The following is a 23,033-nucleotide window of genomic DNA, read 5'->3' as shown; positions in this document are numbered from 1 at the left end:
GTCGGCGCCGCGCGCCTCGCCGCGTCCTGGCAGGATGGCTGACCGTGACGAGCATGGCCGAGGCGACCGCGCGCCTCCAGGAGGTCGCGGCGACCGGTCCGACGACGGTGCTCGCCGACGCGTTCGCCGCCGCGGGCTTCGAGCTCTCGCTCGTCGGCGGCCCCGTCCGCGACGCGCTGCTCGGGCGGCGGACGACGGATCTCGACTACACGACGGACGCTCGCGCCGACGACATCCTGCGCATCGTGCGCCCCGTGTCCGACGCCCAGTGGGACGTGGGCCGCGAGTTCGGCACCATCGCGTGCCGCATCGACGGCATGACCGTCGAGGTGACGACGTACCGGGCCGACGTGTACGACCGGCTGAGCCGCAAGCCCGAGGTGTCGTTCGGAGAGCGCCTCGAGGACGACCTCGTGCGGCGCGACCTCACGGTCAACGCCATGGCGCTGCAGCTGGTCGCCCGCTCGGCCGAGGGCGTGGCCGAGCGCGTCGACCCGCGCCTCGTCGACGTCGGCGGTGGCCTCGAGCACCTCCTCGCCGGGCTCCTCGACACGCCCCAGGCTCCGGAGGACTCCTTCCGCGACGACCCGCTGCGCATGCTGCGCGCCGCGCGCTTCGAGGCGCAGCTCGGCTTCCGCGTCGTCGATCGCGTGCGCGACGCGATGACGGAGGCTGCGGCGACCATCGAGCACATCAGCGCCGAGCGCGTCCGCGACGAGCTCGTGAAGCTGCTGTCGACCACCGACCCCACGGGTGGGCTGCGACTGCTGACCGACACGGGCATCCTCGAGCACGTGCTGCCCGAGGTGCCCGCGCTGCGGCTCGAGGTCGACGAGCACGCGCACCACAAGGACGTGTACGAGCACTCGCTCACCGTGCTGCGGCAGGGCATCGCGCTCGAGGCCGCCAGGCACCCGGGCGCTGCGCCCGACGTCGTCTCGCGCCTCGCGGGCCTCCTCCACGACATCGGCAAGCCGGCGACGCGGCACGTCGCGAACGGCGCCGTCACCTTCTACAACCACGACCTCGTCGGCGCGCGGCTCGCGACGAAGCGCCTCAAGGCGCTGCGCTTCGACAACGACACCGTCAAGGCCGTCTCGCGGCTCGTCGAGCTGCACCTGCGCTTCTACGGCTACATGGACGCGCAGTGGACCGATGCGGCCGTGCGCCGCTACGTGCGCGACGCCGGGCCGCTGCTCGAGCGCCTCCACATCCTCACCCGGTCCGACGTCACGACGCGCAACCGCCGCAAGGCCGACCGGCTCGACTTCGCCTACGACGACCTCGAGCGCCGCATCGCCGACCTGCAGGAGCAGGAGCAGGTCGACGCGATGCGCCCGGACCTCGACGGCGAGCAGATCATGGCGATCCTCGGCATCGGCCCGTCGCGCGCCGTCGGCGACGCCTACCGGATGCTGCTCGAGGCGCGCATCGAGGACGGCCCGCTCGGTGCCGAGCGTGCCGAGTCGGTGCTGCGGAAGTGGTGGGCGGACCGCTCCGCCGAATGACGTCGGAGCACGGCACGACCATCGAGCATGGCGCGTGCCTATGATCCGAGTGTGCCCGCGAACGACCCCTTCATCACGGCCGCCTTGGAGGGCACGGAGCCGGACCTTCGAGCAGCCGGCGACCCGATCGCATTCTGGAACATCTTCCTCGCCGACGTGGACGAGCTCGGGATCGAACGCGACGTGGCCCTCGCGAATCGTCAGCGGGTGCTCGACGTGCTGCGCGACGAACGGCTCCTCGGCCTCATCCGACCGGACCTCACGGGGGAGTGGCTCGGCCGCGTGAGCGGGACGCTCGTGCTCGACGACCGCCGCCAGGTGCTGGTCGCGACGAACGCGGGCCCTACGCCTGGACCGACGCTTCAGGCGTTGGTGCGACGCCTCAGCGATCGCCTGCGCGCCAGGGTCGACATCATGGTGACAGGCCTGTCGGAGCCGTGGAGCGCAGTGCCCGCGGGCCCGGATCCGATCGACGGCTTCGAGCAGCGGATCTCGCGCTTGGAGTCGGCGCCGATGTCGTTCGTCGTGGGCACCCTGCGCGCGACCGAGCGCGCGGCGCGCGACTTCGAGAGCCGCGTCACGCCGATCGTGCCCGCGGTGATGGCGACGGAGAGCGGCCACCGCTTCGTCCGCTATGAGGGCGAGGTGGACATCGCCGACATGATCTCGTCGCGTCCGCTCTTCTCGATCGCCATCGGCGAGGATCGCGTGGACGTCGCCTGCCACGCTCGCGGTCCTGTGCTTCGCAGACGCGGAGTCGTCTGGCGGATGATCTGGGTAGGGCCGAGCGTGGGCATCTTCGACGAGGAGGGCGCCGACCTCGCCGAATCCGCTCGCGGCGCCTGTCTTGCGCGGCAGCTTCACGCACGCATCCGACCCCGCACGGACGTCGATCCCGGATTCGCGGATGCACGGGGACTCGACGAGGAGGGCGCTGCCACGCTGCAGGCGCTGCTCGACGATGATCCGCCCGACATCGACGCCCATCGCATCGTCGTCGCGCTCGGGCTGCCCGCCGACCTCGCGTCCGCGATTCGGGACGCGCTCGCGACGTGAAGATGGCGGGCGACGACGAGCGTGCGCTAGGCTTGCGAGGTTGTCCGGCCACGCCGGGCAGCATGCATACCCTCCTGCTGCAGATCGTCTGCAGCCGTTCGAGTCCGAAGGAGGTGGGTGAAGCATGCATCGCTATGAGCTGATGGTCATTCTCGACCCGGCCATCGACGAGCGCACCGTCGCCCCGTCTCTCGAGAAGTTCCTCGGTGTCATCCGCACCGCAGAGGGCGAGATCGAGAACGTGGACATCTGGGGCCGCCGTCGTTTCGCATACGAGATCGACAAGAAGACCGAGGGCATCTACGCCGTCGTCGACTTCACGGCATCGCCCGACGCGACGCGTGAGCTCGACCGACAGCTGAACCTGTCCGAGGCCGTCATCCGCACGAAGGTCCTCCGTCGTGACGAGGTCATCGCCCAGCGCGCCGAGAAGGCCGCGAAGGACGAGGCCAAGGCAGCACGCGCAGCAGCGCGTCCGGCGAAGACGACGCCCGAGGCAGCCTGATGGCTGGCGAGACCCTCGTCACGGTCGTCGGCAACCTCACGGCCGACCCCGAGCTGCGCTACACGCAGAGCGGTCTCGCAGTGGCGAACTTCACGATCGCCTCGACCCCGCGCACGTTCGACCGTCAGGCGAACGAGTGGAAGGACGGCGAGGCGCTGTTCCTCCGCGCGTCCGTGTGGCGCGAGTTCGCCGAGCACGTCTCGCAGAGCCTCACGAAGGGCAGCCGCGTCATCGCGCAGGGCCGCCTCAAGCAGCGCTCCTTCGACACCCAGCAGGGTGAGAAGCGCACCGTCATCGAGCTCGAGGTCGACGAGATCGGCCCCAGCCTCCGCTACGCGACCGCGCAGATCACCCGTTCGCAGGGTGGCGGCGGCGGCGGTGGCGGCAACCGCGGTGGCGGTGGCGGCGGCGGACAGTTCGGCGGCGGCCAGCAGCAGGGCGCGGTCACCGAGGAGCCGTGGGGCCAGCCCGCAGGGCAGCAGTCGGGCCAGCAGTCCGGCGGCAGCCAGGGCGGCGACGTCTGGGGCGCACCGGGCACCAACTACAACGACGAGACGCCCTTCTAGGCGATCTCCGCAGACAGACAGACAAGAGAGCAGGACACCATGGCTGGAAAGCCGCAGGGTCGTCGGGGCAGGGGCCCCAAGGGCGGGAAGCCGGTCGCGCCGGCCAAGGCCATCACCGTCGGCGTCATCGACTGGAAGGACGTCGCGACGCTGAAGAAGTTCATCTCGGAGCGCGGCAAGATCCGTGCCCGTCGCATCACCGGCGCATCGGTGCAGGAGCAGCGTCTCATCGCGAAGGCGATCAAGAACGCCCGCGAGATGGCGCTCCTGCCGTACTCCGGCGCCGGGCGCTGAGGAAGGATCTGACATGGCGAAGGTCATTCTGACGAACGAGGTCTCGGGCCTCGGCAGTGCCGGCGACGTCATCGAGGTCAAGAACGGGTACGCCCGCAACTACCTCGTGCCGCAGGGCTTCGCGACCGCGTGGACGCGCGGTGGCGAGAAGCAGGTCGAGCAGATCAAGGCAGCCCGCGCAGCGCGCGAGCACGCCACGATCGAGGAGGCGCAGGACCTCAAGCTGAAGCTCGAGGCCAACCCGCTCCGTCTGTCCGTCAAGGCGGGCAAGGAGGGTCGTCTCTTCGGCTCGGTGCAGACGCAGGACATCGCGAACGCGGCGTCGGAGCAGGGCCTCGGCTCGCTCGACAAGCGCGTCATCGAGATCCCGACGGCGATCAAGTCGACGGGTTCGCACACCGCGACGGCGCGTCTGCGCGACGACCTGATCGCGAAGATCACCATCGAGGTCGTCGCCGCCAAGTAGCGCGCGACACCCGAGCAGCGAGGGCCGCATCCCGACAGGGGTGCGGCCCTCTCCGCGTCAGCGGCCCGACCGATCAGAGTCCGACCGCGGCGACGCCGTACTCAGCCTCCGCCTGGCTGAATCCCTCGAAGACCAGCTGGTCGATGAGGCCCTGGCGCGAGAACGCCATGTAGTCGAGGTACTCCTGCGCCTTGCCGGCTGCCTGGGCGTTCCAGTCGACGGCGAGCGAGTCGACGGCGAACGTCGCGTCGTCGATCGTGAAGCCCTCGAACTCGAGCTGCCCGATGAGTCCGGTGCGCGAGAAGTGCAGGAAGTCGAGATACGACTGCGCGCTCTCGACGGCGTTCTGCTGCGCGACGGTGAGCGTCGGCTCCGCCGGCGCAGGAGCCTCGGTCGGCGTCGGCTCGGCGACCGGTGCCGGCTCTGCGGCCTCCGTCGGCTCCTCGCTCGGCGCCGTCGGCTCCGCATCCTCCGATGCCTCGACGTCCTCGACGGGCTCGGCCGTCGGCTGCGAGACCGGGGGAGCCGAGCCGATCGACGGCGGCATCGCGATGCATCCCGTGAGGAGGATCGCGGCGGCGACGCCGAGCGCGGCGGCAGACGTGCGGAGGAGGTGCGGCATGGGAGGAACCCTTCGAGCATGCCGCGACCTGCGGCGGATTCGCATCATCCTCCGCACGTCTGACACTCCGCTGAGCCTTCCTCGACTGAGGCCCGGAGCGCCCCCCAGCGTCAGCGCTGCAGGCCGGGGAAGGCCCACACCCCCGAGGCGCGCAGCAGGTCGCGGTAGATGACGAGCTGCTCCTGCGGCGTGACCTCCGCGGCCTCCTCCGGCGAGTCGAAGTCCATCGCCACGACGTTCGTGAGCTCGTCGCCGTCGACCGCGAGGCCCATGGCCGGGCCGAGCGAGCCGGCGACCTCGTCGAAGATCGTGATCGCTCGTCGGATGTGCGAGGCGCTCGAGATGACCGTGACGGTCTCGACGTCGTGGTCGGCGGCGAGCTGCAGCGAGAAGAGCGCGTTCTCGACGGTGTCCGTCGCGAGGCCCTCCTGCAGGATGCGGTCCTCGTCGACGCCCTGCTCGACGAGCCACTCGGCCATGGCGCTCGACTCCGTGACGCCCTCCTGGGGCACGCCCCCGGAGACGATGAGGGTGGAGTCCGGGTACGCCTCCGCAGCCTCGAGCGCGACGTCCAGGCGATCGAGCAGGGTCTGCTCCATCGAGCCGTCCTCGGCGAGCGCGTAGCCGAGCACGACGAACGCGTGGTCCTGCTCGGGCAGGTCGGTCGGCACGTCCTCCGCCATGACGAGGCTCGAGGCGGCCGCTGCCGCGTCGAGGCTCGCGACGTCGTCGGCCGCCCGCTCCGGGTCGATGCGCTGCAGCTCCACCACGTGCTCGGCGTAGCCGGCCTCGTCGCCCGAGGCGCGGCTGTACGCGGCGGCACGCAGGTGGGCCTCGTAGGCGTCCGGCTCGATCGCGAGGATGCCGTCGAGCGTCTCGAGCGAGGCTGCGACGTCGTCCTGCAGCAGCTGCGCCGACGCGAGGCCGTAGCGCAGGTCGAGGTCGTGCGGATCGATCTCGACCGCCTGCGCCATCGCCTCTGCGACCACGTCGTAGTCGCCGTGCAGGGTCACGCCCTGGAAGAACTCCTCCTCGACCTCCGCGAGGTCGCCGCCGTCCCAGTAGTAGTGCATGGCGATGTCGGTGAGGGCCTGCACGCGCTCGGCGGTGGGCGAGGCGTTGTCGACGGCGTCGAACAGCTCCTCGACGGTCGGCTCGCCCTCCGCAGCCGGTGCGGCGTCGCCGCCGTCGTCGGTGCAGCCGACGAGCGCGACGGCCGTGACGGCCACGAGCGGGATCGCGAGCGACGCACGAAGGCCCCGCCTCCGGCGATCGGTTCGGATGATGGTCGAGCGCATGCGCTGTCCTCCTCGGATCGGTTCGGGGGCGGGGCCTCTCGGCACGCGGCTACCGGAGCCGCAGCTCGGTGTCTCCGCCGTTCAGCACGATGACGGGCGTCACCGTCGGGTGGCCGGCGGCGCGGATCGCGTCGAGGTCGAACCGCAGCAGCGGGGCGCCCTCGCGGACGGCGTCGCCGACCTCGACGAGCGTCTGGAAGCCGCGACCCTCCATCTCGACGGTGTCGATGCCGACGTGCACGAGGATCTCGACCCCATCGGCGAGCACGAGCGCCACGGCGTGACCGGTGGGGAACACGTGCGCGACGGTGCCGTCGGCGGGTGCGACGACCGTGTCGCCCGTGGGCTCGATCGCGACGCCGGGGCCCATGATGCCGTCGGCGAAGGTCGCGTCCGGCACCTGCGTGAGCGGCACGATGGTGCCCACCACGGGCTGACGGAGCGTGAGCACCGTCGCGGTCGCGGTGGCGGTGCCGCCGCCCATGCTCGACGGAGCGTCGACGACCGCCTGGACCTCCTCCGCCGACGGCGCCTCGACGCGACCGGCGATGAGATCCTCCATCGCGTCCTTCACGAACTGCACCTCGAGCCCGTAGATGACCTGCACCGACTTGCCGCCGGGCTTCATGACGCCGGCGGCGCCCGCCCGGCGGATCGCCGCGTCGTCGACCTTCGCGACGTCGGCGACCTGCATGCGCAGTCGCGTCGCGCAGTTGTCGAGCTCGACGACGTTCGACGAGCCGCCGAGGCCGTCGAGGATCGCCGACGCCTGGGCGTGGAACTTCGAGCCCTTCGAGCCGCTGCCGGCGACCTCGAGGTCCTCGTCCTCGCGACCGGGGGTCTTGAGGTCGAAGCGCTTGATGATGAAGTAGAAGGCCACGAAGTAGATGACGAACCAGAACACGCCCATGACGGGGATGAGCCAGGGGTTCTGCGCCAGCGGGTTCGCGAGGTTCACGACGAGGTCGATGAATCCGCCCGAGAAGCCGAAGCCCATGCGCACGGGCAGCATCGCGCTGATCGCCATCGAGATGCCCGTGAACACCGCGTGCAGCAGGTACAGCGGGGGAGCGAGGAACATGAACGCGAACTCGAGCGGCTCGGTGACGCCGACGAAGAAGGACGCGAACGCGGAGGCGATGAGGATGCCGGCCGTGACCTTGCGACGCGTGGTCTTCGCCGTGAGGTACATCGCGAGGGCTGCGCCCGGCAGGCCGAACATCATGATCGGGAAGAACCCGGTCATGTACTGGCCCGTGACGCCGAAGGTGCCGGTGTTGTTCAGGAAGTTGCCGAGGTCGTTGATGCCCGCGACGTCGAACCAGAACACCGAGTTCAGCGCGTGGTGCAGGCCGGTGGGGATCAGCAGGCGGTTGAGGAAGCCGTAGATGCCGGCGCCGACGGGGCCGAGGCCCAGCAGCAGCTCGCCGAACGCGACGAGGCCGCCGAAGACGAGGGGCCAGACGAAGAAGAGGACGAGCGCGACGACGAGCGATGCCCCGGCCGTGACGATCGCGACGGAGCGCTTGCCCGAGAAGAACGAGAGCGCGAGCGGCAGCTTGACGTCCTTGAAGCGGTCGTAGCAGAGCGCACCGATGAGGCCCGAGAGGATGCCGATGAAGGCGTTCTCGATGTTGCCGAACGCCGGGTTCACGGCCTCGACGTCGGCGGCGCCCGTGAGGCCCATGACGGTCTCGGGCGACAGCAGCCGCGTGATGACGAGGTAGGAGACGAGGCCGGCGAGCGCGGCCGTGCCGTCGGACTTCGATGCCATGCCGAACGCGACGCCGATGGCGAAGAGGAGCGGCAGGTTGTCGAGCAGCGCACCGCCGGCGGCTGCGAAGAACGCGGATGCGACGTTCGGGCCGGCGACGGACGAGATCCAGTAGCCGATGCCGGAGAGGATCGCCGCGACGGGCAGGACGGCGATCGGCAGCATGAGCGACTTGCCGAGCCTCTGGAAGAACTTCATGGTGCGACTCCATGGGGGTGCAGGGGAGGGATTGGGGGGACTCTACCCCTGCGCAGGGCGCCTGGTCTAGACCAGTGACCCGATCGTTGCTCAGCCGAGCGGCAGCGAGAGACGCTCGGCGAGCGGGAACGTGAGCTCGTACCGATCGGCCGGGAACGTGACGCGCGAGAACTCGACGGGCACCCCGTCCGACACCGCCGTGCGCGACAGGCGCAGCACGGGATACGTCGGCGCGATCTCGAGCAGCTCGATCTCCTCGAGCGTCGGCAGCGCGGCGGTCACGACCTCCACGCCCTCCGTCGGCAGCAGCCCGAGGCCCTCGAGCAGCTCGTACAGGCTGCCCTCCGCCGCCTCGCGATCGAGCTGCGGCACGAGCGCGACGGGCAGCCACGCGTCCTCGAGCGCCAGCGGCCGGTCGTCGCCGAGCCGCAGCCTGCGCAGGTGCACCGTCTCGGCGTCGTCGGCGAGCCGCAGGTGGTCCGAGACCTCCGCGGGCCGCTCGGTGCTGCGTGCGTACGACAGCACGCGCGTCTCGGGCCGCATCCCGTGCTCGCGGACGGCGCTCGCGAACGACCGCAGCCGCACCTGCAGCGACACCGGCGGCGTGAGGCGCTCGGTGCCGACGCCGCGGCGCGTGCGCACGAGGCCCTCGCGCTCGAGCACGTCGATCGCAGCGCGCACGGTCATGCGCGCGACGCCCAGCTCGGCGGCGAGCGCCCGCTCCGACGGCAGCAGCTCGCCGGGCGCGAGCGCCGTCGCCAGCGCACGCACGCCGTCGAGCGCCGTGGTCCCGCTGAGCCGTGCCATGGCACCAGCATCGCACCGACCCGATCCGCAAGACGGATGCGTGGGACCATGGACGACGACGACCACGGCTGCGACGGTGCAGACCATCCATCGGGCCACGCCCGCGACCGCACCCAGGAGCACCCCCTTCCATGACGTCGACCGACGCCCTCCCCACCGTCCACCCTCTCGACGGCGCCGACATCCGGCTCATCGTCACGGACATGGACGGCACGCTGCTCGACGAGCGCGGAGACGTGCCCGATCGGCTGTGGGGGCAGCTCGAGCGGCTGCGCGAGCGAGGCATCGTCTTCGCGCCGGCGAGCGGGCGGCAGTACGCCGCGCTGCACCGCCTGCTCGAGCCGGCGATCGAGGGCATGGTCGTCATCGCCGAGAACGGGTCGATCGTCATGCAGGACGGCGTCGAGCTGTCGTCCGTGACCATCGATGCCGAGGGCGCAGCCGCGATCGTCGGCACGCTGCGCGGGCTCGCCGCCGACGGAGCCGACCTCGGCGTCGTCGTGTGCGGCAGGCGCGGGGCCGTCGTCGAGCGCACCGACGAGCGCTTCCTCGACGCCGCGAGCGAGTACTTCGCCGACGTCGAGGTCGTGCCGGACGTGCTCGCGCACGACGACGACATCCTCAAGCTCGCCGTCATCGACTTCCACGACGCCGCGGCGGTCGCGGCTGCGCTCGCGCCGTTCGGGGCGACGCACCAGATCGTCGTGTCGAGCGAGCGCTGGGTCGACGTCATGTCGCACTCGATCGACAAGGGCGTCGCCGTGAGAGCGCTGCAGGAGCGCCTGGGCGTCACGCCCGCGCAGACCGTGGTGTTCGGCGACTACCTCAACGACCTGCAGATGCTCGACGCTGCCGAGCACTCGTTCGCCATGGCGAACGCGCACCCGACCGTGCGCGAGCGCGCGCGCCACGTCGCGGGCTCGAACGCCGAGCACGGCGTCGTCGAGGCGATCGAGCGGCTGCTCGCGCGCTGACCCGCCCTGCAGCTCCCTGGGGTGCGGGCTGACCCGCCCTCCCGCTCCCTGGGGTGCGGGCTGATCCGCCCTGCCGCTCTCTGGGGTGCGGGCTGATCCGCCCTGCCGCTCTCTGGGGTGCGGGCTGATCCGCCCTCCCGTTCCCTGGGGTGCGGGCTGATCCGCCCTCCCGCTCCCTGAGGTGCGAGCGGAGCGAGCCTCGAAGGGGACGACCCGATCGCCGCCCTTCGAGGCTCGCTGCGCTCGCACCTCAGGGAGCGGTGGAGCGTTCGGGGTCAGTCGCGGCTGGGCGCCGAGCGCACCTCCTGCGCGGCGAGCTCCGCCGTCGTCGGGTGCGCGCCGCGGCCGGCGTCGCGCTCGAGGCTCGAGCCCTCGACGTCGACGTTCGGCAGGATGCGGTCGAGCCAGCGCGGGATCCACCAGGCCGAGCGCCCCAGCAGGTGCATGACCGCGGGGATCAGCACCATGCGCACGATGAACGCGTCGAACAGCACGCCGATCGCGAGGCCGAAGCCGAACGGTCGGACCATCGACATGTGCGAGAAGACGAAGCCGCCGAAGACGGAGATCATGATGATCGCCGCGGCCGTGACCACGGGGGCGCCGTTGCGCAGGCCCGCGACGACCGCCTCCTTCGCCCGGGAGCCGTGCACGAAGGCCTCGCGCATGCCCGACACGAGGAAGAGCTGGTAGTCCATCGCGAGGCCGAACAGCACGCCGGTGATCACGACGGGGGCGAAGCTCAGCACGGGGCCGGGGTCGTGCACGCCGAACAGGTCGCCGAGCCAGCCCCACTGGTACACGGCCGTGACGGCGCCGAGCGCCGCGAAGAGCGACAGCGCGAACCCGATCGTCGCCACGAGCGGCACGAGGATCGAGCGGAACACGACCAGCAGGATGAGGAACGACAGGCCGATGACGATGGCGACGTAGGTCGGCAGCGCGTCGCCGATCGTCTCCGACAGGTCGATGTTGCCGCTCGCGGTGCCCGCGACGCCGTACGACTCGACGCCGTCGATCGGGGTGGCGTCGCGCAGCTCGTGCACGACCTCCTCGGTCGAGACGCTCGCGGGGCCCTCGGCGGGCACGACCTGGAAGACGAGGAAGTCGTCGTCCTCGCCGACGCCGACGGGCGCGACGCCCTCGACGTCGTCGAGCGCGAGCAGCTGCTCGGCGATCGCCGCCTGCGTGGGCACGACGTCGTCCTCCTCCAGCGGGGCGTCCAGGCGAGCCGACACGACGAGCGGCCCGTTGAGCCCCTCGCCGAACTCGGCGGCCGTCGTCTGGTACGCCGCGTACTGCGTGGAGTCCTCGGGCTCGGCGGAGCCGTCCGGCAGCCCGAGACGCATCGAGAGCGCGGGGATGGCGATGACGGCGAGCGCCGCGACCGCGAGGACGACGCGCAGCACGGCCATGCCCGAGCGCATCGGCGTCGGGTGCGACTCCTGCACGGGCGCCGAGGTGACGCGTGCGCGCTCCTTGCGGGTGAGCACCTTCATGCCCATGAGCGAGAGCGCCGCGGGCGTGAGGGAGATGGCGACGAGGACGGCGACCGCGACGCACCATGCGCCCACGGAGCCCATCACGCCGAGGAAGCCGATGCCCGTGACGTTGAGGGCTAGGAGCGCGATGACGACGGTCGAGCCCGCGAAGACCACCGCGGTGCCGGAGGTGCCGTTGGCGAGCGCGATCGACTCGCGCACGTCGATGCCGCGCCGCAGCTGGGTGCGATGCCGGTTGACGATGAAGAGCGTGTAGTCGATGCCGACCGCGAGGCCGAGCATGACGCCGAGCACGGGCGTGATCGAGGTCATCTCGACGACGCCCGAGAGCGCGAGCGCCGAGGTGACGCCGACGCCGATGCCGATGAGCGACGAGACGATCGGCAGCATGGCGGGCAGCAGCGCGCGGAGCATGATGAGCAGCACGATCGCCGCGACGACGACGCCGATGATCTCGGCGGGGCCCACGAGGTCGTTGATGTTCGTCGTGAGCTCTGCGGAGGCGTCGATCGTCACGCCGTCGATGTCGGCGCCCTCGATGAGGTCGACGATCGCCGTCTTGTCCTCGGTGGGCACCTCGTAGGAGCTCGCGTCGAACTGCACGATGACGATGGCGGCGCTGCCGTCCTCGGAGACGAACTGGAGGGCGTCGGACGCCTCGAGCAGCGTGGTGCCGGCCTCGAGCTGCGTCGCGCCCGCGTCGAGCTCGTCCTGGCTCGCGTCGAGCTGGGCCTGCTGGTCGTCGAGCTGCGCCTGGCCGGCGTCGAGCTGCGCCTGCTGCGCGAGCAGCTGCGCCTCGAGCGGCGTGCCGGCGGCCTGCGCGAGCGCACCCTCGAGCTGCGCGCGGGATGCGTCGAGCTGCGCCTGGCCGGCATCGAGCTGGTCCTGGCCGGCGTCGAGCTGCGCCTGGCCGGCGTCGAGCTCGGCCTGCCCGGCCTCGAGCTGCGTCGCCTGGTCTGCGCGCTGCACCTCGGTCTCGAACGGATCGACCGTCGCCTCGACGGAGCCGACCTCGCCGATCTCGTCGAGCAGCGTCGCGATGTCGGCGCGCTGCGCGTCGGTGAAGGCCTCGCCGTCGTCCGTCGACAGCACGATGTTCGCGGTGCCGGTGCTGCGACCGCCGAGCTCCTCGGCGATCTCGTCGCCGACGAGCTGCGTCTGCGTGCCGGGGATCGTCACGTTGGTCGCGAGGGTGCCGCCGAAGGCGAGGAACGCGCCGACGCCGCCGGCGAGCAGCACGACCCAGGCGGCGATGACGACCCATGCGCGACGCGCTGCGAAGCGCCCGAGACGGGCGAGGAGGACGGCCATGGATGCCTTTCGACGGCGTGGATGCGTGCGGCACGACGTCGGGCCGATCCCGATGCTATCCGACAAGTGTCGGAGAAGCGACACCTGTCGGATGCGTGGCAGGATCGTCCGCATGGATCCGAGGATCGCGCGCACGCGTCGGAGCCTCCAGCAGGCGCTCCTCGCGCTCGCCCGCGAGGAGGCGCTCGACGCGATCTCCGTCGCGGACATCGCCGCGCGCGCCGGCGTGCACCGCTCGAGCTTCTACCAGCACTACGCCGACAAGGAGACGCTGCTCGCCGACGCGATCGACGCCGCGGTCGACGAGGCCGCCGAGCGCTCGCTCGCGACCGAGCTCGCCCGTGACGCGGCCGTCGCGCCCGACGAGCAGCAGATCCTCAGGACCCTCCAGGTCTTCCTGGAGCACGCGAGCGACAACGCGGCGCTCTTCCGGCGCGTGCTCGGTCCGCACGGCTCGGCGCTCGCGACCGCGCGCATGCGCGAGCGCATCGAGGCCATCGTCCGCGAGGGCGTCGAGCACGCCCGCTCGGGAGGCTCGGTGCCGGGGAGCCCCGTGCCGATCGACCTCGAGGTCGCGGCCGTCTCCGGCGCCGCCATCTCGGCCGTCGGCGTGTGGCTGCACATGCGCCCCAGGCCCTCGACGACGCAGGCCGCAGCCTGGATCTGGACGTTGCTGTCCACGTCGCTCATCCCCAGGGCTGTGGAGACCGCAACCTTCGACGTGCACTGAAGGTCGATTCCCACAGTCTGCCTGTGGAAAGTGAAACGCCCGGTCAGACCCCGATAGTCGCACTTTCGCCGCAAAGTTCCCACAGCATTGTCCACAGGGGACGGTGCGATGTGGGCGGTTCCGACCACAGTTGTCCACACGTCATCCACAGGCGCACCGCGTGTCGTCAACAGGCTCGGCTTGGCGGCTCGCGGCGGTGACTCCTACAGTGACGTGTTCGTGTCGATCGAGGGTGGGGAAGGTGCGATGACCGACCTGGCAGAGCTCGGCACGGACGAGTATCGGCGCGATCGCACGCCGCCGCACGACATCCTCGCCGAGCAGTCCGCGCTCGGCGGCATGATGCTCTCGAAGGACGCGATCGCCGACTGCATCGAGGTCGTGCGCGGCCCCGACTTCTACCTGCCGAAGCACGAGCTCGTCTACGAGGCGATCCTCTCGCTCTACTCGCACGGCGAGCCCGCCGACGTCATCGCCGTCTCCGACGAGCTGCAGAAGGCCGGCCAGCTCTCCCGCGTCGGCGGCGTCGAGTACCTCTACTCGCTCACGTCCGTCGTGCCGACGGCTGCGAACGCCGGCTACTACTCGACGATCGTCGCCGAGAAGGCCGTGCTGCGCCGCCTCGTCGAGGCCGGCACGCGCATCGTGCAGATGGGCTACGCCTCGGAGGGCGAGGTCGTCGACCTCGTCAACAACGCGCAGGCCGAGGTCTACGCCGTCAACGGCGGCCAGCAGTCCGAGGACTACGTGCCGCTGTCGGTGGCCATGGTCTCCGCGATCGAGGAGATCGAGGCGGCCAAGGGCCTCGACGGCCAGATGACGGGCGTGCCCACGGGCTTCCGTCAGCTCGACGAGCTGACGAACGGCTTCCACCCCGGGCAGCTCATCATCGTCGCCGCACGACCCGGCTTCGGCAAGTCGACGATCGCGCTCGACTTCTCGCGCTCGGCCGCCATCAAGAACGACGTGCCCACCTGCTTCTTCTCGCTCGAGATGTCGAAGTCCGAGATCGCGATGAAGCTGCTCTCGGCCGAGTCGAGCATCCACCACCACAAGATGCGCAAGGGCTCCATCGAGTCCCGCGACTGGACGACGCTCGCGCAGGTGCGCGGTCGCATCAACGACGCACCGCTCTACATCGACGACAGCCCGAACCTCACGCTCGTCGAGATCCGTGCGAAGTGCCGTCGCCTCAAGCAGCAGATCGGCCTCGGCATGGTCGTCGTCGACTACCTGCAGCTCATGACGAGCGGCAAGAAGGTCGAGTCGCGTCAGCAGGAGGTGTCGGAGTTCTCGCGCTCGCTCAAGCTGCTGGCGAAGGAGCTGCAGGTGCCGGTCATCGCGCTGTCGCAGCTGAACCGTGGCCCCGAGCAGCGCGCCGACAAGAAGCCGGCCGTCTCCGACCTCCGTGAGTCCGGCTCGCTCGAGCAGGACGCCGACATGGTCATCCTGCTCCACCGCGAGGACGCCTACGCCCCCGACATCCGCCCCGGCGAGGCCGACATCATCGTCGGCAAGCACCGTGGCGGCCCGACGGCCACGATCGCCGTCTCGTTCCAGGGCCACCTCGCGCGCTTCGTCGACATGGCGAGCGACGGCCCGTCGTTCGGCGGCGGCCCGCCGCCGATGCCCCCGGGCGGTCAGGCCGGCGGCATCGGCGCACCTCCGCCCACGGGCGGCGGCTACTAGCTACATCTCCTCGTGCGTCTCGGGGTCGCCGCCCCACAGGCGCCCGCGGGCGAGACCCGAGATCGCGCGCATCTCGTCGTCCGAGAGGGCGAAGCCGAAGACGTCGGCGTTCTCGTGCTGGCGCTCGGCGCTCGACGACTTCGGGATGGGTGTCGAGCCGAGCTGCGTGTGCCACCGCAGCACCGCCTGCGTCGGCGTGACGTCGTGCGTGCCGGCGACGTCGGCGACGACGCGCTCGGTCAGCAGCTCGCTGCGGCGTGCGAGCGGGCTCCACGACTCGGTGCGGATGCCGTGCTCGGCGTGGAAGTCGCGCAGGTGCGACTGCGGGAAGTAGGGGTGCAGCTCGACCTGATTCACGGCCGGCATGACGCCGGTCGCGTCGGCGACGCGCGTCAGCATCTCCTCGGTGAAGTTCGAGACCCCGACCGAGCGGACGACGCCCTCGTCGCGCAGCGCGACGAGCGCACGGAACGTGTCGACGTAGCGGTCGACCGACGGGTTCGGCCAGTGGATGAGCTGCAGGTCGATGCGGTCGAGCCCGAGCCGCTCGAGCGAGCCGGCGACGCTCGCCCGGGTCTCGTCGTAGCCGTGGTCGCGACCGGGCACCTTCGACGTGACGAGCAGCTCGTCGCGCGCGACGTCGCTCTCGCGCACGGCCCGCCCGACCTCCTCCTCGTTGCCGTAGTTCACCGCGGTGTCGAGCAGTCGGTAGCCGACGTCGATCGCGGACCGGATCGCGGCGACGCCGTCGTCGCCGGTGAGCTTGTAGGTGCCGAAGCCGAGCTCGGGGAAGGCGGTGCCGTCGGCGAGGGTCACGGTGGGGATGGTGAGCATGCCCCCATCCTCGCCGCTGCACGAGCGCGGCGACAGGGGTCGTGCGTCCAGACGCCCGAGGTCATGGGGTGCCGTGGTCGCTGCGGGGCGAGGACGGCCGCGTCGGCCGGCGTCGGATGGTCCGAGCGGACATGCGAGAGGGGCGCAGGCCCATGGCCCGCGCCCCTCTCGCATCGTCTCGCGTCAGCCCTGCTGGGCGATGGTGAACGTCACGCGGCCGGCGTCGTCCGGTGCTGCGTCGAGCACCTTGTCGTCGAGCGCCGTCGTGGCGGCGTCGTCGAGGAAGACGCGCGCGCCCTGCGCCTCGAGCACCTGGTCGCCGTCGGTCGGCGCCGGCGCGACGCCGACGTTGAGCTGGTCGCCCTCGGCGGCGCTGATGCGCAGCCCGCCGGTGTCGGCGACGTCGGACTGGTCGACGATGCCGGTGATGATGGTCTGGGCGGTCTCGGTCAGGGTGAGCATGAGGCTCCTCTCGGATCGCGAGCACGCCACGATGCCGAGATTCGGCGGACCATGCAACCCCGCGACGACGACCTCGGGCGTGTCGGTCGGCGCCCGCCGGCTAGGAGACGGTGACCTGCACGACGAGCGGGTCGCCCGAGTACTCCTCGACCATGAGCGTGTACGTGCCCGGGTCGAGCGACTCGGTGAGCATGGAGTCGAGGCCGTCGCCGCCGTCGTCGTCGGAGTACGACTGCCCGTTGCCCGTGAGCTCGATGCGCGGGTCCTCGCTGTTGAGCGACTCGACCGAGATGACGTACGTGCCCGCCGTCGTGATCTCGATGTCGGTGTACGTCTGGCCGTTGGCGGGCACGGTGACCTCGAAGGAGGAGCCGGGCGTCTGCGTGCCGCCAGCACCGCCGCCGCCGCCGCCCTGCGTCTGCGTCTGCTGCGTCGCGTTGCCGATGAGGTTCGTCACGAGGAACCCGCCGCCGACCACGAGCAGGAGCACGAGCACGAGCGCGCCGGCCGCGATGCCGATGATGAGGCCGGTGCGGCTCTTCTTCGGTGCTGCTGCGCCGTACTGGTTCCACTGCTGCGTGCCCGTCTGACCGGCATCCTGCTGCCCGACCTGGCCGTAGGCGGGCTGCCCGCCCTGCTGACCCCAGGCGGGGGTGCTCGCGGACTGCGACCAGCTGGGCTGCTCGGTCGAGCCGGCGTCCTGCGCGCCCCACGTGGGCGTCGACGCCGCGTCGGCCGTGCCTGCCGCGCGATCCCAGCCGGCGCCGTCCTGCTGCTGGCTCCACTGGCCCGCGGGCGAGTCCTGCTGCTCCCACGCGGTGCCCGGGCCCTCGTACGGCGTCGGCGACCATGCGGCGTCCGCCGCGGTGTCGCCGCTCGCGCCCGCCGCTGCATCCGAGCCGGCGTCCGAGTCGTCGCGCGGTCGGAAGCGGTCGTCCGTCGCCGCCTCCGCGTCCTGGGAGGGCGCCCACTGCGCACCGTCCCACCAACGCGTGGCGCCTTCGCGCTCGGGGTCGGGATACCAGCCTGCGGGCGTCGTGCTCACGTCGAGACTCCTCATGCGGTCGTCGCCATCCGCGACGTCGGGACGGCCGTCGAGGGCGCGACGGCTCGAAGCGGATGCTACTCCGGACCCCCTGGGAGGCGCAGGTGCGCGACGCACGGGGTCGTGGCGACGAGCCCCGAGGCACGGGTGCGAGACTGGGGGCTGCCGAAAGGGGCTCCATGATCGATCCGGCCGACTCGCGCGTCGCCGTCTACATCGACTTCGACAACATCGTCATCTCCCGATACGACCAGCTGCACGGCAGGGGCACCTTCCACCAGCAGCGCGTCAAGTCGGTGCAGCGTGGCTCGTCGGACTCGGCGCTCGTCACGCGCATGGAGCAGGCGACGGTCGACGTCGGGGCGATCCTCGACTACGCGGCGTCGTTCGGCACGCCCGTGATCTCGAAGGCGTACGCCGACTGGTCGGTCGCGGTCAACGCCGGCTACCGGCAGCAGCTCCTGTCGCGCGCCGTCGACCTCGTGCAGCTCTTCCCCACGACGCGCGGCATCAAGAACGGCGCCGACATCCGCCTCGCGGTCGACGTGATGGAGGACCTCTTCCGCCTGCCCGACATCACGCACGTCGTGATCGTCGCGGGCGACTCCGACTACATCGCGCTCGCGCAGAAGGCGAAGCGCCTCGGCCGGTTCGTCGTCGGCATCGGCGTCGCCGGCTCGACGTCGAAGTCGCTCGCCGCCGCGTGCGACGAGTTCGCCGACTACGACGACCTGCCCGGCGTCGAGCGCCCCGTCGTCCCGCCGCGCACGGGTCGTGGCGACCGCCCCGCCAAGGCCGACTCGACCGCCGTCACCGAGCAGGTCGAGCAGACCCCCGCGCAGGAGCAGCCCGCCGCCGAGCAGCCCGCGCAGGCGGAGGAGCCGAAGACCGGTGGCCGCCGCCGCCGCCCGAAGGCCGAGCAGGAGGCGCCCGCGACGTCGGTCGCCGATCCCGTGGTCGCTCCGGCCGATCCCGTGGTGGAGTCGAGGCCGGCCGCCTCTCGCGACATCGTCGAGTTCGACGACGAGGACGACGACGACGGCGCCGATCCCATCGGCGACGCCGAGGAGGCCGCGGCCGCGCTGCTCGAGCGCGCCCTGCGCGTGAGCCACGCGAAGGACGACGACGAGTGGCTGCACGCCAACGTCGTGAAGGCGCAGATGAAGCGCATGGACCCGTCGTTCAACGAGAAGACGCTCGGCTACCGCACCTTCACCGACTTCGTCACCGCGCACGAGCAGCTCATCCAGATGCGCGTCGAGGGCCAGGCCCGCCTCATCCGCCTGCGGTCCAAGGAGTAGTCCTCCGAGCGGATGAGGCCGGCCCGCCGACCTCGTCCGCTCGCCCGACGCGACGGGATGCCGCACGCGGTGAGGCTTGCAGCATGCAGGCCATCGAAGCGCGCGCAGTGCGCAAGACATACGGACCCACGACCGCCCTCGCCGGCGTCGACCTCGCGATCGCACCCGGCGAGGCCGTGGCGATCATGGGCGCGTCGGGCTCCGGCAAGACGACGCTCCTCCACGTGCTCGCCGGGATCGTGACGCCCGACGCGGGCGCCGTGCACCTGGCGACGCCCGCCGGCGTCGTCGACGTCGCACGGCTCTCGGACGGTGAGCGGACGCGGCTGCGGCGCGAGCGGTTCGGCTTCGTGTTCCAGGAGGGCATGCTCGTCCCCGAGCTCACCGCGGTCGAGAACGTCGCCCTCGCGCTCATGCTCGTCGGCTCGTCGCGAGCATCGGCCATCCAGGAGGCCGCGATGTGGCTGGGGTCGCTCGGTCTCGCCGGCATGGAGGATCGCCGCATCGGCGAGCTGTCCGGCGGGCAGGCGCAGCGCGTCGCGATCGCGCGGGCGCAGGTGACGGGCGCATCCATCGTCTTCGCCGACGAGCCCACGGGCGCGTTGGACTCCGTGACGAGCGGCGAGGTCATGACCGCGCTGCTCGGCGCCACGGTCGGCCGCGGCCGCACGCTCGTGCTCGTGACGCACGACGAGCAGGTCGCCGCCCGGTGCACGCGGGTCGTGCGCATGCGCGATGGGCTGCTCGTGGATGCGGGGGCGTCGCAGGCGGGTCCCGCCCGTCCTGCTGCGGGCATGCTGCCGCCGCCGGCACCCGGCACGGCCGTCGGCGCACCGTCGCACGGCTGGGCCGCGCAGCCGCAGGCCGCCGCGTACGCGCAGCCCGTGGCGCATCCGCAGTCCGCGGCGTACTCGCAGTCCGCCGCGTACTCGCCGACCTCGGCGCACGCGCCCGCACCCGTCGCGCCCACGCAGCAGCAGTGGCAGGGCCGAGCATGAGCGCCGTCCGCCTCGCCCCCATGCTGCTGCGCCCGTCGACCCAGGGCGCTGCGGTGCTCGCGCTGCCCGTCGTCGCGTTCGGCGTGACGTCGTGGCTGCTCGGCATCGTCGTCGGCGGCGCGCGCGCCTTCTTCACGTGGACGATCCCGGACGCGCCGCTCTACCAGCTGCTCGCCGTCGTCGCCCTCGCGCTCCTCGCCGTGCCGCTCGTGACGCTCGGCGGCTCGGCCGCCCGTCTGTCCGCGCGGCGCCGCGACGACCGTCTCGCCGCGCTGCGGCTCCTCGGCGCCACGAGCGGCACCGTGCTGGCGCTCGCGGTCGCCGAGGCGACGATGCTCACGCTCGTCGGGGCCGTCCTCGGCGTGCTGGGCGCCGCGGCCACGAGCCCGCTCATCGGCCTCATCCCCTTCGCCGGCGCGCCGCTGGGCACGAGTGCGCTGCTGCCTCTCACGTGGTCGATCGCGCTCGTCGTCGCGGTCACGCTGCTCGCCGCGTCGAGCGCGCTGCTGTCGATGCGTCGGGTCATGGTGACGCCGCTGGGCGTCGCGCGTCGCGAGCAGCCCGCGCGCGTGCACTGGTTGGTCGTCGTGCTCGCCGTCGCAGCCGTGGCGGTGGTCGCCGGCGCGTTCTCGTCGTTCTCGAGCATCGGCGCCGCGCTCGGCGTGCTGGCCATGGTCGTCGTGCTCGGCATCGGCTTCGGCATCGCGATGCTGGTGCTCAACCTCCTCGGCCCGTGGATCCTCGGGGTGCAGGCCCGCATCCAGGTCCGCCGCGCCACGACCCCCGCGCGCCTCATCGCAGCCCGCACGGTGCTCGAGTCGCCGAAGGCCGCCTGGCGGCAGGTCGGCGGCGTCGCGCTCGTCACGTTCGTCGGCGTCATCGCCGGCGTCGGGTCGGCGCTCATGGGCGACGGCGCCGGTGGTGCCGATGCCATCCTCGCCGGCGACATCCGCACGGGTCTCGTCATCACGATCGTGGGCTCCTTCCTCACGGTCGCGTGCACCGTCGGCCTCCAGCAGGCGGCGGCGATCCTCGACGGTCGCGCCCTCTCGCGCGCGCTGCACCACGCCGGCATGGACGTCGCGACCATGGACGCCGCGCGACGCTGGGCCGTGCTGTCGCCGCTGCTGCTCGTGGTCGCGGTGTCGGCGATCGCCGCGAGCGCGCTCGTCGTGCCGCTGCTCGGCATGGCGCTGCTCTTCGAGCCCATCGCCATCGTCATCACCGCGGGCGTCGTCGTGGCCGGCGTCGCGATCGTGGCCGCGGGCCTGCTCACCACGAGGCCGTTGCTGCGTCGGGTCGCCACTGCCTGAGCGGGCGATGGCCTCCCCCGGCGCCGCCCGGAACACGGGCGGCGCCGCGGGCGTTGACGGTGACATGGCCTTCAACGACATGATCATCGACGCGTTCCGTGCAGGCGATGGCACCGTGCGCGAGCCGGTCGACTTCGGCAGGAACCTCGGCCTGCTGCACATCCCGCGCAAGGACGGCACGGTCGCCCTGACGCCGCTCTTCGCCCTCCAGCAGGACGGCGCGTGGTTCGTGGTGGCGAGCGCCGCCGGCTCCCCGCGGCATCCCGCGTGGACGTTCGGGCTGCGTCGCACCGACGAGATCGACCTCGAGGTCGCCGGCGACCTCGGCGAGCCGATCCGCATGGTGCGCGTCGCCGTCGCCGAGATCGAGGGCGACGAGCGCGACCGCATGTGGGCCGAGTTCAAGCGCCAGGGCTCGAGCTTCGCCGGCTACGAGGCCACGGCGGAGGGCCGCGAGTTCCCGATCTTCCGCCTCACGCCCGTCGAGGGCTAGCCCCGGCGCGCGCGATGCGCGGCGTCAGCGACCGAGGTGCGCGAGCACCGCGGTGGTCATGGCCCGCACGGCGGTGTCGAGCGTGGGCTGCAGCACCGGCACGAACCCGGGGGAGTGGTTCGAGGGGATGTCGGTGAGCAGCGTGCCGGCGGCCTCGGCCGCCGCGTAGCGCTCGTCGGCGGTGCCGCCGGTGAACCAGAACGTGTACGGGGCGTCGTAGGCGGCCGCGAGCTCCGAGAAGTCCTCCGAGCCCGACAGGCGCTCCATGGGCACGACGTCGGCGCCGAACTCCGCGTCGAACGCGGGCTGCAGCGTGCCGACGACGCCGGGGTCGTTGTCGGTGACGGGCGCCCACAGGGTGCGCTCGATCGTCGCGGGCTGCGGGGCGCCGGCCGCAGCGCACTCGCCCTGCACGATGCGCTCGACGGCCTCGCGGATCCGGGTGCGCAGCGTCTCGTCGTACGTGCGGATCGAGAGTCCGAGGCGTGCGGTGTCGGGGATGATGTTCGACTTCGTGCCGGCGTGGATCGTGCCGACGGTCAGCACGGCCTGCTCGCTCGAGGGCACCTCGCGGCTCACGATCGTCTGCAGGCGCAGGACGATGGATGCGGCGAGCACGACCGGGTCGACCGTCGTCTCCGGCTGCGATCCGTGGCCGCCTCGGCCGTGCACCGTGACGATGAGCTCGTCGCATGCGGCCATGATCGGACCGGCCGAGAGGCGCACCTGCGATGCGGGGTAGGGGGCGACGTGCTGACCGAGCGCGACGTCGATCGACGGCACGAGGGCGCGCAGCGCATCCGTCATGCCGCGGGCACCGCCCACGGTCTCCTCCGCGGGCTGCAGCACGACGACGAGCGTGCCGCTCCAGGCGTCGCGGTGCTGCGCGAGCAGGCGCACCGAGCCCTGGAGGCTCGCCATGTGCACGTCGTGGCCGCACGCGTGCATGACGCCCACCGTGCCGCCGTCGATCTCGGCGGTCTGCGTCGACCGGTACTCGACGACGTCGTCCTCGACGACGGGCAGGCCGTCCATGTCGGCGCGCACGAGGATCGTGGGGCCCTCGCCGTTGCGCAGGATGCCGACGACGCCCGTCGAGGCGCCGACGCCCTCGTGCACCTCGTCGACGCCCGTCGCGCGCAGCTCGTCGGCCATGCGCGCCGCCGTCGCGTGCTCGCGGTCCGACAGCTCGGGGTGCGCGTGGAGGTGCTTGTAGAGCTCCTCGGTGAACGGACGGACGGAGGCCAGGTCATCGAGCACGCGCATGCCTCGACGCTACCGGCCGGC

General features: G+C 71.8%; 20 protein-coding genes and 2 pseudogenes. 13 read left to right on the top strand and 9 right to left on the bottom strand.

The window, feature by feature from the left end:
• Positions 1 to 44 precede the first annotated feature (44 nt).
• The 6 genes from ABD249_RS15285 to rplI all read left to right on the top strand — a co-directional run bounded on the left by ABD249_RS15285 (position 45) and on the right by rplI (position 4,395).
• The gene (locus tag ABD249_RS15285; RefSeq protein WP_344344905.1) at positions 45 to 1,508 is read left to right on the top strand and encodes a CCA tRNA nucleotidyltransferase; all 1,464 of its coding nucleotides are present in this window, start codon (positions 45 to 47) and stop codon (positions 1,506 to 1,508) included.
• A gap of 297 nt (positions 1,509 to 1,805) precedes the next feature.
• The gene (locus tag ABD249_RS15280; protein WP_344344904.1) at positions 1,806 to 2,564 is read left to right on the top strand and encodes a hypothetical protein; all 759 of its coding nucleotides are present in this window, start codon (positions 1,806 to 1,808) and stop codon (positions 2,562 to 2,564) included.
• Positions 2,565 to 2,688: 124 nt separating this feature from the next.
• Positions 2,689 to 3,069: a 30S ribosomal protein S6 gene (gene rpsF, locus ABD249_RS15275; RefSeq protein WP_344344903.1), complete on the top strand. Its 381-nt coding sequence runs from the start codon at positions 2,689 to 2,691 to the stop codon at positions 3,067 to 3,069.
• Positions 3,069 to 3,635, top strand: a complete 567-nt coding sequence (locus ABD249_RS15270; protein WP_344344902.1) for a single-stranded DNA-binding protein — start codon at positions 3,069 to 3,071, stop codon at positions 3,633 to 3,635. The genes rpsF and ABD249_RS15270 overlap by 1 nt, the downstream gene beginning before the upstream one ends.
• Before the next feature lie 39 nt (positions 3,636 to 3,674).
• Positions 3,675 to 3,929: a 30S ribosomal protein S18 gene (rpsR, locus tag ABD249_RS15265; RefSeq protein ID WP_092503972.1), complete on the top strand. Its 255-nt coding sequence runs from the start codon at positions 3,675 to 3,677 to the stop codon at positions 3,927 to 3,929.
• Positions 3,930 to 3,942: 13 nt separating this feature from the next.
• Positions 3,943 to 4,395, top strand: a complete 453-nt coding sequence (rplI, locus tag ABD249_RS15260; protein ID WP_344344901.1) for a 50S ribosomal protein L9 — start codon at positions 3,943 to 3,945, stop codon at positions 4,393 to 4,395.
• 73 nt (positions 4,396 to 4,468) lie between these two features.
• On the opposite strand, the gene ABD249_RS15255 is transcribed toward rplI, so the two are convergent.
• The 4 genes from ABD249_RS15255 to ABD249_RS15240 form a co-directional block, all read right to left on the bottom strand.
• Positions 4,469 to 5,017 carry an Ltp family lipoprotein gene (locus tag ABD249_RS15255; RefSeq protein WP_344344900.1) on the bottom strand — a complete coding sequence of 183 codons (549 nt, stop codon included), beginning with the start codon at positions 5,015 to 5,017 and terminating at the stop codon, positions 4,469 to 4,471.
• 110 nt (positions 5,018 to 5,127) lie between these two features.
• Positions 5,128 to 6,315: an ElyC/SanA/YdcF family protein gene (locus ABD249_RS15250; protein WP_344344899.1), complete on the bottom strand. Its 1,188-nt coding sequence runs from the start codon at positions 6,313 to 6,315 to the stop codon at positions 5,128 to 5,130.
• 49 nt (positions 6,316 to 6,364) lie between these two features.
• Positions 6,365 to 8,287 (bottom strand): N-acetylglucosamine-specific PTS transporter subunit IIBC, encoded by a 1,923-nt coding sequence (gene nagE, locus ABD249_RS15245; RefSeq protein ID WP_344344898.1) that lies wholly within the window; start codon positions 8,285 to 8,287, stop codon positions 6,365 to 6,367.
• A 90-nt stretch (positions 8,288 to 8,377) separates the two neighbouring features.
• Complete coding sequence (locus tag ABD249_RS15240) at positions 8,378 to 9,094, bottom strand: GntR family transcriptional regulator (protein WP_344344897.1); 717 nt, start codon at positions 9,092 to 9,094, stop codon at positions 8,378 to 8,380.
• A 131-nt stretch (positions 9,095 to 9,225) separates the two neighbouring features.
• Between ABD249_RS15240 and ABD249_RS15235 the strand changes: the two genes are divergently transcribed.
• Complete coding sequence (locus ABD249_RS15235) at positions 9,226 to 10,068, top strand: HAD family hydrolase (RefSeq protein WP_344344896.1); 843 nt, start codon at positions 9,226 to 9,228, stop codon at positions 10,066 to 10,068.
• Positions 10,069 to 10,343: 275 nt separating this feature from the next.
• Here ABD249_RS15235 and ABD249_RS15230 read toward each other — a convergent pair whose 3' ends face one another.
• A complete protein-coding gene (locus ABD249_RS15230; RefSeq protein WP_344344895.1) occupies positions 10,344 to 12,881 on the bottom strand; it encodes an MMPL family transporter in 2,538 nt (845 codons plus the stop codon).
• Positions 12,882 to 12,993: 112 nt separating this feature from the next.
• Here ABD249_RS15230 and ABD249_RS15225 point away from each other — a divergent pair, with 112 nt between their 5' ends.
• Together ABD249_RS15225 and dnaB are read left to right on the top strand one after the other, a co-directional pair.
• Positions 12,994 to 13,611: a TetR/AcrR family transcriptional regulator gene (locus tag ABD249_RS15225; protein WP_344344894.1), complete on the top strand. Its 618-nt coding sequence runs from the start codon at positions 12,994 to 12,996 to the stop codon at positions 13,609 to 13,611.
• A gap of 246 nt (positions 13,612 to 13,857) precedes the next feature.
• Positions 13,858 to 15,201, top strand: a pseudogene (dnaB, locus tag ABD249_RS15220) (replicative DNA helicase); the annotation flags it as partial.
• A gap of 99 nt (positions 15,202 to 15,300) precedes the next feature.
• Here dnaB and ABD249_RS15215 read toward each other — a convergent pair.
• From ABD249_RS15215 to ABD249_RS15205, 3 genes are all read right to left on the bottom strand, one after another.
• A complete protein-coding gene (locus ABD249_RS15215) occupies positions 15,301 to 16,134 on the bottom strand; it encodes an aldo/keto reductase (RefSeq protein ID WP_344344893.1) in 834 nt (277 codons plus the stop codon).
• Between the two features lie 183 nt (positions 16,135 to 16,317).
• Positions 16,318 to 16,596: a hypothetical protein gene (locus ABD249_RS15210; protein ID WP_344344892.1), complete on the bottom strand. Its 279-nt coding sequence runs from the start codon at positions 16,594 to 16,596 to the stop codon at positions 16,318 to 16,320.
• Between the two features lie 100 nt (positions 16,597 to 16,696).
• On the bottom strand, positions 16,697 to 17,641 hold the full coding sequence (locus ABD249_RS15205; RefSeq protein WP_344344891.1) for a DUF2510 domain-containing protein: 945 nt from the start codon (positions 17,639 to 17,641) through the stop codon (positions 16,697 to 16,699).
• 179 nt (positions 17,642 to 17,820) lie between these two features.
• On the opposite strand from ABD249_RS15205, the gene ABD249_RS15200 reads away from it, so the two are divergent.
• From ABD249_RS15200 to ABD249_RS15185, 4 genes and pseudogenes are all read left to right on the top strand, one after another.
• Positions 17,821 to 18,942, top strand: coding sequence for an NYN domain-containing protein (locus ABD249_RS15200; RefSeq protein WP_344344890.1), 1,122 nt, complete (start codon positions 17,821 to 17,823; stop codon positions 18,940 to 18,942).
• Between the two features lie 83 nt (positions 18,943 to 19,025).
• Positions 19,026 to 19,706 (top strand): annotated as a pseudogene (locus ABD249_RS15195) (ABC transporter ATP-binding protein); the annotation flags it as partial.
• A 230-nt stretch (positions 19,707 to 19,936) separates the two neighbouring features.
• Positions 19,937 to 21,253 (top strand): FtsX-like permease family protein, encoded by a 1,317-nt coding sequence (locus tag ABD249_RS15190; RefSeq protein ID WP_344344889.1) that lies wholly within the window; start codon positions 19,937 to 19,939, stop codon positions 21,251 to 21,253.
• A 64-nt stretch (positions 21,254 to 21,317) separates the two neighbouring features.
• Positions 21,318 to 21,746, top strand: a complete 429-nt coding sequence (locus ABD249_RS15185) for a nitroreductase/quinone reductase family protein (RefSeq protein ID WP_344344888.1) — start codon at positions 21,318 to 21,320, stop codon at positions 21,744 to 21,746.
• 24 nt (positions 21,747 to 21,770) lie between these two features.
• Here the strand turns inward: ABD249_RS15185 and ABD249_RS15180 are convergent, their stop codons facing one another.
• Positions 21,771 to 23,012: an amidohydrolase gene (locus ABD249_RS15180; protein ID WP_344344887.1), complete on the bottom strand. Its 1,242-nt coding sequence runs from the start codon at positions 23,010 to 23,012 to the stop codon at positions 21,771 to 21,773.
• Positions 23,013 to 23,033 lie beyond the last annotated feature (21 nt).

The organism is Agrococcus versicolor, assembly GCF_039531815.1.
In the GTDB taxonomy this organism is placed as follows: domain Bacteria; phylum Actinomycetota; class Actinomycetes; order Actinomycetales; family Microbacteriaceae; genus Agrococcus; species Agrococcus versicolor.
The sequence above is the reverse complement of the archived record's forward strand: the minus strand, read 5'-3'. Positions and strand labels throughout refer to the sequence as shown.